The sequence below is a fragment of the Mycobacterium sp. 48b genome (assembly GCF_048282725.1).
Classification (GTDB): domain Bacteria; phylum Actinomycetota; class Actinomycetes; order Mycobacteriales; family Mycobacteriaceae; genus Mycobacterium.
On sequence record NZ_JBLVUL010000001.1, the window covers coordinates 7000518 to 7012017 of the forward strand.

The following is an 11500-nucleotide window of genomic DNA, read 5'->3' on the forward strand; positions in this document are numbered from 1 at the left end:
CCACTGACGACTAGCGCTGAATAGACCCGTCGCGCGCCAACCGCTCACGCAGGCTCTTAGGTCGGATATCCGTCCAATTCTGCTCAATGAACTCCAAGCAGTCAGAACGGTTCGCTTCGCCATAGACCGTCCGCCACCCTGCGGGTACTTCGGCAAAGCTCGGCCACAAGCTGTGCTGCTCCTCGTCATTGATCAAGACATAGAAGCTGCCGCTGTCGTCGTCGAACGGGTTATTGCGCACGTTTCTCCAGGTTGGTCGGTGACTTCGCAAAGATATCGCAAACATACGTCCAGGCGCATCACTCAGTTCCCGCTTTCATACAAGTCGACCAGCCAACCCGCTCCAGCGAACTCTATCTAGGTATACTAATGAGTTAACTGCCTTTTCAACATCATGTGCTTTTGCGTGGTCATCTTCTTTTGACGAAAGCGTCACATTATTGCGTATTCAGTCCGATTGTGAATTTTGTGTGGCCACACCAGGCGGCAACCACCATCGGAACAAGAATTATCCCCGCAATAGCAAACACAGCAAATACTTGGGTTTTGTGGCGCAAACCGATAATCAGTCGCCACACATTGAATTGATAATGGCAGCAGCGCCGACAGTGGTTAACTGAGAATCGGTTGCCGCAAAGAACGCCCAGCCCACGGGGCGGACGCTAGGTGCGGTGCGCGATTGCCATCCATGCCAGAGCGGGGCGCGCAGACGGGCGCGCAGAAGCCGGCGACGTGCCCCGGCCGCGATCTGCGACAGGCAGCGTAGCTATAGCAATACCGCGAGGGCTACTGATTGCCCTCTTCGATGGGATCCTGGGACGGCTGAAGCGCAGACGAGCCGGCAGGCACGACCATGACGAACACCGGCAGCTTCAGCTTCACGCCCCCACCAACCGGCATTCGGACGGCCAGCGAGACAACTTCGAGTTCAAGACGCTTTCCACGCTGCGTCTCCATCTCGAGGTGACCGGGCAAGCGCTTGGGCGTCGCCAGCCAATCCAGGCCACGTTCGATCGACTCGAGCAGACTCATGCACTCACCATACCCGCGAGGAAAGTCCAGAACCCGTGAACGGCCACGCCGAATGTGCCGACAGGCCGCTAATCACGAGGCTACGCACCATGATTCGATGGGACTGCCGAGTTCTGGAAGCAGTACATCCGGTACTCGGAGGTTCCCCCGGCCGCAGGCTTTCACAGGCCTTCCGAGCCGGCGAGAAGCGGCGGGTGAGACCACGCAGCGGCCGAGGTGCGACCTGGTCGATCACGTACTGCCACTGGTGCATGCTCTTCTCCATTCCCCGGACCACGTCGGCGCTGATGGTCCGCTGCGACACCAACCGCAACGGCGCGTTCGCGAGCGCCTCTTCCCAGGCTGGAATGTCGCCAAGGAGACGGGCATCCGTGTAGAGGAAGTACCCGCCCGGCCGCAGGACGCGGCTGACCTCGGAGAGGAACTTTCCGAACTGCGGGTACAGATGCGAGGATTCAACATTGATCAGCGCATCAAAGGCGCTTTCGGCAAAAGGAAGATCCTCTGCGGTGCCTTCGACGAAGTCGAGATCCTTTAATTTGTGCCGCTTTTGGCAAAACGCGATGGCCGACGGATTCAGATCCAGTCCGGTGTAGCGCGCCGGATGCAACGTCCGAGCCAGGTACGAGGCACCGCCACCGTGGCCGCAACCGACCTCGAGCACGCGTTTCCCCTGGATATCCACTTGCGTTGCGGTGGCGTGATATAGCTGGATGAAGTAGCGATTGCGTTCATCCGAGTCCGAGAGCGGCACGCCCATGGCCGGATCTTCCTCGTACCCATAGTTGAGGAACACCACGTCCTCGGCCTCCAGCTTGCGGGTGGCGTACGGGTAGATGAACTTTTGCACATACTGCGCAAGCTTCTCGTTCTGGTTCTTGATCATCCGGTCACGAGAATCACGCACGCGATCTTTGAGGTCCATAAGCTAACTATCCCAAACTCAAAGGGCGGTAAGGTCAACTACGCGAGATATCGAGTGAAAGGCTAGGGCGGCATGAGATTTGCGCTGGCATGCTACGGAACTCGTGGCGACGTCGAGCCCTCGGTCAGCGTCGGGCGCGAACTTCGGCGCAGGGGCCACAACGTCTCGCTGGCAGTGCCTCCGGACCTGGTCGAGTTCGTGCAGACAGCCGGCCTCGAAACCGTTTCCTACGGGCCCGAATTGGCGGACTTTCTGCAGGAGGACTTCCTGCGTGACTTTTGGACTCGGTTGCCACGCAATCCGGTCGGCTCCCTGCGCGAACTCTGGGCACCCATCGCTCGCCATTGGCAGGAGACAAGTGCCACACTGGCGGAGCTTGCGCGAGGAGCAGACCTGCTGTCCACGGGACTGAACTATGAGCAACCAGCCGCCAATGTCGCTGAGTACTACGGCATCCCATTGGTCGCGCTGCACCACTTCCCGATGCGCCCCAATGGCCAGTTGATCCCCGCGCTGCCCTCATCCCTGGTCCGTTCGGCAAGTGCGGTGTCCGAGTGGCTGATGTGGCGATCCACCAAGAAGGCGGAAGATGCGCAGCGCCGAGACCTCGGTCTGCCCGCAGCCTCGACGTCCTCACCGACGCGGATGGCCGAATACGGGGCGCTGGAGATCCAGGCCTACGATGCCGTCAGTGTCCCCGGACTGGCGGACGAATGGGCGACGTTTAACGGCCGCAGGCCTTTTGTCGGTGCACTGACGATGGGGCTCGCCACGGATGCCGACGACGCGGTCGCGTCCTGGATCGCGGCCGGAACCCCGCCGATCTGCTTCGCCACGGGCAGCATCCCGGTTGAATCGCCCGCGTCGACGATCGAGATGATCGGTTCCGCCTGCGCCGATCTCGGTGAACGGGCGTTGGTGTGCGCGGGCGGAACCGACTTCGGCGGCATCCCCATCCCCGGGCATGTGAAGGTGGTTGGGCCGGTGAATTACGCAGACGTGTTCGGTTCCTGCCGGGCAGTCGTGCACCATGGCGGCTCCGGAACGACGGCTGCCAGCCTGCGGGCCGGCGTGCCCACGCTGATCCTCTGGAGCTCAGCCGATCAGCCGTACTGGGGAAATCAGATCAAACGCCTGAAAGTCGGCACCGCACGGCGCATCTCGGGCGCCAGCCGGGAAACGTTGGAGTCGGACCTGCGCCGCATCCTGAGCCCGGACTACGCGGTCCGGGCCCGATCACTCGCCGCGCAGATGACCAGTCCCGGTGACAGTGTCAGCAAGGCTGCCGACCTGTACGAGCAGGCCGTCCGCCGCAGTGCACACTGACGGCACCTGAACTCAGCCTGGGCGGCTGGATTCCGCGTGTTCGGCAGATACCGACGATGATCTGGGTTGTTCCGGCGGCTTGACCAGGAGGCCCTGGCCCGTGGGTAGTGCGCATATCTGCACCCCCAGTTCGCGCGCCATTTCGTCCATGGCGATCCGCTGATCGTCTCGTCCGCGATTGGCGTAATCGTCGAGCAGCACCAGTGCGCCAGGGGACAACCGTGGCCAGAAATACCGCAGCGTTGCGACTTCTGGTGGGGCGCAGTTCATGTCGATGTGCAGGAAGGCGATGGACTTCGCCTCCACCTGCTCGAGCGTCTCGGGCACCGCTCCGACGACGATGCGGTGGTTTCGCCACTGGGAGAAGTTTGCCCGGACGCTGTCCACCGAACTGCCGTAGATACCGAAGTCCAACGCCGCCTGGTTCTTGATCAGCGCGCCGGCCTCGCGCTCGCCCGCAGTGACGAAGCGAGGGTCCATTCCGGCGAAGGTGTCCAGCAGATAGAACATCTTCCCCCGCTGATCCCAGTCCAGGTACTCCATCACCGCACTGCTCAGGAAGCCGTGACTGACGCCGCACTCGACGAAATCGCCGTCAATGGTGCTCGCGGTGGCGGCGGCCCACAGTCCGACGTGCACGCGCCAGTGCCAATGGTGGATGTCCTTTCCGCCCAGCGCGAGCACACCGCGTTGGTAGGCTCGCCGGAATGCCGGATCATCCATGAAGGCATGGCTGTTGAAGCAGATCAGGGCGTCGTCGGAGTACACGTCGGGCAAGACCTTGCGCGGGATCCAGTACGCCGTCCGCAGCGCGGCCCATGCGATCCGGAACTTGAGCGGCCACTTGTTCGCCGCGGGTACGACCGGTGCCTGAACATTGCCGATGCCTTGGGCCACGTTGGCGGGGTGGCTGCCCAGCTCATCGGGCCGATCCGTCTGCCGTGGTGGTTTGATCAGCAATCCCTGACCGGTGGGCAGGGAACAGATCGAGACGCCCAGCTCATCGGCCACCTCGTCCATCGCGATCCGCTGCTCATCGCGCCCACGGTTGGCGTAGTCGTCCAGCAGGACAAAGGCACCCGGGGCGAGCCTCGGCCAGAAGTGCCGAAGCGCTGCCACTTCGGGTGGGGCACAGTTCATGTCGAGATGCAGGAAGGCCACCGCGTCCGAGTCGACCTGCGCGAGGGTTTCGGGCACCGCACCCACGACGATGCGTTGGTTGCGCCACTGGGAGAAGTTGGCCCGGACACCGTCCACCGAACTGCCGTACATCCCGTTACGGACGAGCTCTTCGCTCTTCTCCAAGGCGCCGGCTTCCCGCTCCTCAGCGGTGACGAAGCGCGGATCGAGTCCGGCGAAGGTGTCGAGCAGATAGAACGTCTTCCCGAGCTGATCCCAGTCCAGGTATTCCATGACCGCACTGCTCAGGAAGCCGTAGCTGACGCCACACTCGACGAAGTCACCCTCGATCTTGCTGGCGTTGCCCGCGGCCCACAAACCTACGTGCACCCGCCAGTGCCACTGGTACCAGTCCATGTCGCCCAGTGCGCGCGCGCCCCGTTCGTAAGCCCGCTGGAACTCAGGATCATCCATGAACGCGTAGCTGTTGAAACAGATCAACGCGTCGTTGCTGTAGACCTCGGGCAACAGGTTGCGGGCCAGCCAGTATTCGGCGCGTACCGCCTTCAGCCACGCGCGCGTGCTGAGTTTGAGCCGTTCAGGCATGGGGACCACCCTGGCAGCGGCGGATTCGGGACCGGTTACGGTGCGTCCCGGCCTCTCTGGACTCGGATGCTTCAAACATGTTGACTCACAGAGTGTTCAGGGAACTGGCTGGTTGACAGTTCGCATCGGCGGCGGTGTCTCGGGCTCAGGCCGAACACCTCTGACGTGCATAGCTCTCGATCAGGTCGGCGGTTCGCGTCACGCTCTCGGCGGCCGGGACCATCCGGGCGGCGACGTTGCGCGCACGGGTAGCGCACGCGGGGTCGAGGATCTTACGCAGATCCGCGACCAGTGTCTCCTGGGTAGTGCTGGAGAAGCTCCGTACTGCACCGACATTCAGCAGTTTGACGCGGGACGCCCACACCGGCTGCACACCGTCGATCCACAGCACCAAGGTGGGTACCCCAGCGCGCAGGCTGGCCGCCAGCGTTCCCGCCCCGCCGTGGTGAACGGCCGCACGGCAGGCCGGAAAGACCGCGGCGTAGTTGACCGCGCCCACGACCTTCACATGGTCGTACCGCGGGACGTCGCTGTAATCGCTCCATCCGGAACAGACCAAGGCTCGCTGCCCGAGCTCAGCGCATGCGGATGCGATCATCTCGACTGTCTCAGCCGGAGATTCGACCGGCATACTGCCGAAACCGAAGCAGATCGGCGGTGTTCCCTCCGTGATCCACGAAGCGATCTCCTGGTCTGACTCGGTCGCCAGCTCCATGGTCAACGTGCCGACGAACGGGCGTTCACTGCGCCACTGTGCCCACTCCTCGGCCAACCCCGGGAAACACACCTCGTCGTAGGCCTGGACTTCGAGCGCTCCGCGGGCGGCGATGCGCCCCGACACGGGCCCCGTAGCCTTGGGCAGCCCCAGCTCACGACGCTGGGCGTCCTCGACCTTCTTGTTCAGCCGCCAGCCCAACCAGTCGTAGGTCCACATCGCAGCCCGTGCCAGCGGGCCCGGCAGCCTCGAGAGCAACTTGCCGTTGACCCGCACCGGGGTGTTGTGCAGGGTGGCGAACGGAATGTCGTGATACTCGGCCACATTGGCCGCCGGCTCCTGATAGCTCTGCCCGGCGAACAGCAGATCGGCGCCCGCGGCCAGGGGTGTCAGCGCCGTGCTCATCTGGGTCCATGAGCGATCGCTGAGATCCCACATCTCGCGCCACAGCCGTCTGAGTTCGCCGACCCGCCAGAACCGGTGGAAGAAGCACGTCCAGAAGTCGCGGTATACGCCCAGCCAGGCCTGGGTGTCCAGGCCGTACGGAACCGCGACCAGGCCCGCGCTCTCGGCAAAGCCGACCAGATCGGGCGGAACGGCCATCCGCACGTCATGCCCTCTGCGCATCAGTTCGCGACCGGCAGCGACCGAGGGTTCGAGATCTCCGCGTGTTCCATAGGCGGCCAGGACAAGTTTCATTGCGAATCCCTGCCTTTCAGGTGCGATGGGCTCATTCCTTGCGCCAGAGCACCCCGGTGCCGTCGATGTCGACTATCTCGGCGGAGATTCCGTGCCTGGCACGATAATCCGTCACCGCCTTCCGGCACCCTTCGATCGCGTGATAGTCGTCGATGATGCAGAAGCCACCCGGCGTGAGCCGCGAGTAGAGGCCGTCGAGCGCCTGGATGGTGGATTCGTAGAGGTCGCCATCGAGCCTCAACACCGCGATGCGTTCGATCGGCGCATCGTGCAAGGTGTCCTTGAACCAGCCGGGGAGAATGCGGACCTTGTCATCCAGCAACCCGTAGCGGGCGAAGTTCGCCCTGACGTCCTTCTCCGACACCGCCAGGATGGGCGCGGCCAGGTGCAGCCTGTCCCCTTTGTCAGCCTTGTAGTTGGCGCTATCCGGCGGCGGCACACCTTCGAACGAATCGGCAAGCCATACCGAACGACTCTCATCGCCGTAGGCCGCGAGCACCGCGCGCATCAGGATCGAGGCGCCACCGCGCCAGACCCCGCATTCGACCAGATCGCCCGGGATATCCTCGGCGATCACCGTCTCGACACAGTGCTGCAAACTCGTCAGCCGCGTCATGCCGATCATCGTCAGCGCTTCCGCAGGCCAATCCAGACCCAGATCGCGTTTGTGGCGGTCGAAGGACCGCTTGCGGACAAGCATCAGATTGCCGATCTTGAAAGCGGGGCGGTGCAACCAGTTCCAGCCCACCGGCACCAATTCGTCGACCCCGTATCTGGTGAGGTCCTGGCGGAGCAGGTCCAGGTATGCAGATCGGGTGTCGTGATCCGTAACGGTCAAAAAACTGCCCCCTTACTCGGTTGCTGGTCAGGCCACGAGCCTAGCCTCCCGACTGCCTCTCGAGTGCATTTCAGATAGGACCAATGTCCTTGGAAATCTGACATTTTGGCAAATCGACAGGCAGTTCGTCGAGGTGATGCAAAAGACGCGAATTCGAGCACTCCGGGATTCCCGCCCACCATGTGGGGGGATGCCTCGCGGCGGCCGAGCTGGCAAAGAAAAGCCCTTCCGAACTCGCGATCGCGCCTTGTCCCGAACACACCGCGAGCCAGCTTCTTTGGCCCACTGGGCCGGTGAACAAGACCGCGGACTCCACCGCCGGAACCGGTTCGATGATCTGCACCGCAAATGTCCAAGCGGGCAGAGTGTAGTTGCCGAACATATCGACGTAATTGACGCCGACGGCAGTCACTTCCAAATATCAGGAGTTAGCTGTTCGCCGCCGGGAGCCCGCGAGGCATCTGTAAGTCACGCTCCGGCGAATCGCTCGAGCAGATCTGCGGCTTTTGCGACACTGTCGGACGGTGAGGTCATCCGTCCTGCCAGCTCACGCGCCCTGACCGCACATTCCGGGGACAGGATGCGGCGTAGATCCGCTACTAACGATTCGCCTGTGGTTGTCGAAAATCGCCGTGCGGTACCGACTTTCAGTCGCTTGAGCTGGTTGCCCCACACCGGCTGATCACCCACGGACCAGAGGATGAGGGTGGGAACGCCGGCGCGCAGGCTCGCGGCCGTCGTGCCCGAGCCGCCATGGTGCACGACGGCTCTGCTTCGCCGAAAGACGTCCGCATAGTTCACCACGCCGACGACCTTCACGTGGTCTGGCACCGGGATGTCGGTCAGATCGCTGCCGCCGGCGCAGATCAGCCCCCGCTGCCCGAGTTGCGCACAGGCGCCACTGATCATCGCCACCGTATCTGCCGGGGATTCAACGGGAATGCTTCCGAATGCGAAACAGATCGGCGGCGGCCCGGCGGCCATCCACGCGGTTACCTCGTCATCGGCACGAGTGGACAACTCCATCGTGAGTGCGCCGACAAACGGACGTCGCCCATTCAGCTTCGACCACTCGGCCGCCAGCCCGGGAACGCAGACCTCGTCGTATGCCTGGAGCTCCAACGCACCCCGCTCGGCCATCCGCCGCGGCGACGGGCCAGTCGCCCTCGGCAGACCGAGTTCACGCCGCTGTGCATCCTCGTGCTGTTTGGTGAGCCGCCAGGCCAGCCAGTCGTACGCCATCATCGTGGTGCGGCCCACCGGGGGCGGCACGACCGGAAACAGCCGCCCGTTCGGCCGCCAGGGCATGGTGTGCAGCGCGACCAAGGGAATCCCGTAGTACTCGGCGACGTTGGCCGCCGGCTGCTCGTAACCCACGGCGGTGGTCAGCACGTCGGCGCCATCGGCGAATGCCACCAGGGTCCGGCTCATTTCAGCCCACTGCTCGGTGACCATCTTGAGAGCCTCCCGGCACAGCACCACCAGATCCTGAACCCGCCAGAAGTGTCGCGCCCACGTGGTCCACAAATCGCGGTAGCCATCCAGCTGCGGTTCCACCTCCGACCCGTAGCCGACCGCCGGTAGCCCCGCGGCCTCGACGAAACCCACCAGGTCCGGGGGCACCGCCATCCGCACTTCGTGTCCCCGGTGCAGTAGCTCGCGTCCCACCGCCACGGAGGGCTCGATGTCCCCGCGCGTTCCATAGCTCGACAGTGCGATTCTCATGACAGTGCTGCGACCCCCACTGGTTGGACACTAGTAGACGCACAGGGCGATCGGCGGCTTCATCGCCGAATAGTCCACGCCGTCAACGACTTTTAGGATACCCATCTGAAAAGCGTTATTTCGTCCGACAAATTTCGCTAATCGACGAACATCCGTCCCATGCGTCCTGGCGCGCAACATTCCCCGGCGATATTCGCACTGGCAAATTCTGAGGGACGACACCCACGCGGTTGCCGACGCCGCTTTGCCGCGCGTTGCGCGTCAAGGGACTCACGCTGACGGTTGGGGTGACCAGCGCGGAAACCCCTCGCTTCACCACCACGCCGTCGGCACTGCGGGGTAGTGCGAGTTCATCGCAAACCATTTCGTCGCTATTGCTGTGCGGGCACGATAAAGTGGCGCGTGTGTTGCCCGATGACAAACCAGAAAACGTCGTCGCGCAACCGATCTCATCGAATCCTTTGTTTTCGAGGGGTAGGAGCACGCATGCGCGGAATTATTCTCGCCGGTGGTTCCGGTACACGACTGCATCCGATCACGATGGGCGTGAGCAAGCAGTTGCTTCCGGTATACGACAAACCACTCGTTTATTACCCGCTGTCCACGTTGATCATGGCCGGTATTCGCGACATCCTGGTGATCACCACACCGGCCGACGCGTCGGCGTTCGAGCGCCTGCTGGGCGACGGCTCGGCATTCGGGGTGAGCCTGACCTACGCCGTTCAGCGTGAGCCCGAGGGACTCGCGCAGGCATTCAAGATCGGAGCCCAGCACATCGGCACCGACACGGTGGCGCTGGCCCTCGGCGACAATGTCTTCTATGGTCCGGGCCTGGGCACCAGCCTGCGCCGATTCCAGAACGTCAGCGGTGGAGCTATTTTCGCGTACTGGGTGGCCAATCCGTCCGCGTATGGCGTGGTCGAGTTCGGCGAAGGTGGCATCGCCCTGTCACTCGAGGAGAAGCCGGCCACACCGAAATCCCACTATGCAGTTCCCGGTTTGTATTTCTATGACAATGACGTCATCGAGATGGCCCGGTCCCTGCGCAAGTCGGCGCGCGGCGAATACGAGATCACCGAGATCAACCAGATCTACCTGAACCTGGGGCAGCTGTCGGTGGAGGTACTGGCCCGCGGAACGGCCTGGCTCGACACCGGCACCTTCGACTCACTACTCGATGCCAGTGATTTCGTTCGCACCATCGAACGCCGCCAGGGGCTGAAAATCGGTGTACCCGAGGAGATCGCCTGGCGGGCGGGGTTCATCGACGACGATCAGCTGGCCGCCCGCGCCAGGGAACTCCCCAAGTCCGGGTACGGCGACTACCTGCTGGAACTGCTTCGGCGCACGTAGAGGCGATTCAGGCCCAGGTTCCCTTGCGCCCGTGCACGAGAGCGACACCTTCGAACAACGGCTTGATGAAGGCCCGGGAGAACCGGTACCGGCGGTTGAACTGGCCCTGGAAATCCTCTATGGCCGTGCGGAACCCGTGCTCACTGGCCCGAAACCCGGCGAAGACACGGTCCAAGGAGGGTTCCTCCCACGGTTCGTCGCGTGCCGCAGCGGCCATGGCCTTGTAGGCCTCAGACAACCAGTCCGTCCCAAACGGTTCGATGATCGGGCCCCGCTGGCGTTGGTGGCGCATGTCTTTCGCCAGGAACTCGTCCACGGCGGCCCGGTCGCGGGTATCCAGGTCGACACCGAGAGTATGGGATATGCGCTTGATCTCCCGGCTCCAGTCGTCGAGGAAGTTCGAGTAGTCGACGAATACCCGCGGCAGTCCGCGGGTCTCACGCTCGGCCAACAGGTTGTACTTCAACCACAGTGCACTTGTCAGCTGCGGTGAGGCATCCATGAGCTTGGCCAGCGAGCCGATGACTTCCTGCGGATCGCGCACGGCTAGCACCGCCGCGATGTCATATCCGGCCTGGTGGGCCGCGTCGAACCACATTCGCGCCAGAACCGAGATGTGCAGTACCTTCACCACCACGACCCGCGCGGCGGGCAACGTCTGCAGATAGTTCCGGATCTTCGCAGTGAAAGCCGCGGTCTCTTCGGAACTCAACCCGCCTTCTTCCTGGAGACGCAGAGTCGGGTCGAAGTAGCTGCTGCCGTGGCGGTACAGGAACTTCTCGTTCAGGTAAAGCCCGGCCCGGGGCTCCCAATAGCCACGCTCATTTCCGCTGTCGGCTCCCATCATCCCGCCGGGGAGAGCAGCCCCGCACAGAGAGAGAACCCGGGTCAGTGCTGAGGTCCCCGACCGTCCCATGCCGAGCACGAACAGCACGACCGGGCGGCCAGGTTCCTGCGCGCGGCCATCCGGCGCGGTCACGAACACGCCTCCGAGCTCAATACCGAGTACGAGAACGGATTACTTAACTCGAGCAACAACTTCGGTAATTCCAGCGCAGCACCGACCATCATCTTCCCCCGTCTCCGAATCTTCGCCGGCCGTACATGTCCGACCAAACGCGAAAGCCACTGCGGCACAGAGGTTAGCCCGGCTTCGATGTTT

General features: G+C 63.1%; 10 protein-coding genes and 2 pseudogenes. 2 read left to right on the forward strand and 10 right to left on the reverse strand.

Annotation, left to right across the window (positions count from 1 at the left end):
* Window positions 1-10: 10 nt before the first annotated feature.
* The 3 genes and pseudogenes from ACNQR1_RS34215 to mtf2 form a co-directional block, all read right to left on the reverse strand.
* Window positions 11-241 carry an MbtH family protein gene (locus ACNQR1_RS34215; protein ID WP_418049941.1) on the reverse strand — a complete coding sequence of 77 codons (231 nt, stop codon included), beginning with the start codon at window positions 239-241 and terminating at the stop codon, window positions 11-13.
* A gap of 545 nt (window positions 242-786) precedes the next feature.
* Window positions 787-1032 (reverse strand): hypothetical protein, encoded by a 246-nt coding sequence (locus ACNQR1_RS34220; RefSeq protein ID WP_418049942.1) that lies wholly within the window; start codon window positions 1030-1032, stop codon window positions 787-789.
* A gap of 80 nt (window positions 1033-1112) precedes the next feature.
* A pseudogene (mtf2, locus tag ACNQR1_RS34225) lies at window positions 1113-1918 on the reverse strand (fatty-acid O-methyltransferase Mtf2).
* Between the two features lie 111 nt (window positions 1919-2029).
* Between mtf2 and ACNQR1_RS34230 the strand changes: the two are divergent.
* Window positions 2030-3283, forward strand: coding sequence for a glycosyltransferase (locus ACNQR1_RS34230; protein ID WP_418049943.1), 1254 nt, complete (start codon window positions 2030-2032; stop codon window positions 3281-3283).
* Between the two features lie 12 nt (window positions 3284-3295).
* Here the strand turns inward: ACNQR1_RS34230 and ACNQR1_RS34235 are convergent, their stop codons facing one another.
* The 6 genes and pseudogenes from ACNQR1_RS34235 to ACNQR1_RS34260 form a co-directional block, all read right to left on the reverse strand.
* Window positions 3296-4060, reverse strand: a complete 765-nt coding sequence (locus ACNQR1_RS34235; protein WP_418050611.1) for a TylF/MycF/NovP-related O-methyltransferase — start codon at window positions 4058-4060, stop codon at window positions 3296-3298.
* A 162-nt stretch (window positions 4061-4222) separates the two neighbouring features.
* Window positions 4223-5008, reverse strand: a pseudogene (locus ACNQR1_RS34240) (TylF/MycF/NovP-related O-methyltransferase); the annotation flags it as partial.
* A gap of 145 nt (window positions 5009-5153) precedes the next feature.
* On the reverse strand, window positions 5154-6422 hold the full coding sequence (locus ACNQR1_RS34245; RefSeq protein WP_418049944.1) for a glycosyltransferase: 1269 nt from the start codon (window positions 6420-6422) through the stop codon (window positions 5154-5156).
* Window positions 6423-6453: 31 nt separating this feature from the next.
* The gene (locus tag ACNQR1_RS34250; RefSeq protein WP_418049945.1) at window positions 6454-7260 is read right to left on the reverse strand and encodes a TylF/MycF/NovP-related O-methyltransferase; all 807 of its coding nucleotides are present in this window, start codon (window positions 7258-7260) and stop codon (window positions 6454-6456) included.
* Window positions 7261-7330: 70 nt separating this feature from the next.
* The gene (locus ACNQR1_RS34255) at window positions 7331-7672 is read right to left on the reverse strand and encodes a hypothetical protein (RefSeq protein ID WP_418049946.1); all 342 of its coding nucleotides are present in this window, start codon (window positions 7670-7672) and stop codon (window positions 7331-7333) included.
* A 56-nt stretch (window positions 7673-7728) separates the two neighbouring features.
* Window positions 7729-8985, reverse strand: coding sequence for a glycosyltransferase (locus ACNQR1_RS34260; RefSeq protein WP_418049947.1), 1257 nt, complete (start codon window positions 8983-8985; stop codon window positions 7729-7731).
* 486 nt (window positions 8986-9471) lie between these two features.
* Between ACNQR1_RS34260 and rfbA the strand changes: the two genes are divergently transcribed.
* A complete protein-coding gene (gene rfbA / locus ACNQR1_RS34265) occupies window positions 9472-10338 on the forward strand; it encodes a glucose-1-phosphate thymidylyltransferase RfbA (protein WP_418049948.1) in 867 nt (288 codons plus the stop codon).
* A gap of 7 nt (window positions 10339-10345) precedes the next feature.
* Here rfbA and ACNQR1_RS34270 read toward each other — a convergent pair whose 3' ends face one another.
* Window positions 10346-11254: a sulfotransferase family protein gene (locus tag ACNQR1_RS34270; protein WP_418050612.1), complete on the reverse strand. Its 909-nt coding sequence runs from the start codon at window positions 11252-11254 to the stop codon at window positions 10346-10348.
* Between the last annotated feature and the right edge of the window lie 246 nt (window positions 11255-11500).

Coding starts and splice junctions, on each gene's coding strand:
- ACNQR1_RS34230 (WP_418049943.1), top strand. CDS start 2,030: ATGAGATTTGCGCTGGCATGCTACGGAACTCGTGGCGACGTCGAGCCC.
- ACNQR1_RS34220 (WP_418049942.1), bottom strand. CDS start 1,032: ATGAGTCTGCTCGAGTCGATCGAACGTGGCCTGGATTGGCTGGCGACG.
- rfbA (WP_418049948.1), top strand. CDS start 9,472: ATGCGCGGAATTATTCTCGCCGGTGGTTCCGGTACACGACTGCATCCG.
- ACNQR1_RS34260 (WP_418049947.1), bottom strand. CDS start 8,985: ATGAGAATCGCACTGTCGAGCTATGGAACGCGCGGGGACATCGAGCCC.
- ACNQR1_RS34270 (WP_418050612.1), bottom strand. CDS start 11,254: ATGGGACGGTCGGGGACCTCAGCACTGACCCGGGTTCTCTCTCTGTGC.
- ACNQR1_RS34245 (WP_418049944.1), bottom strand. CDS start 6,422: ATGAAACTTGTCCTGGCCGCCTATGGAACACGCGGAGATCTCGAACCC.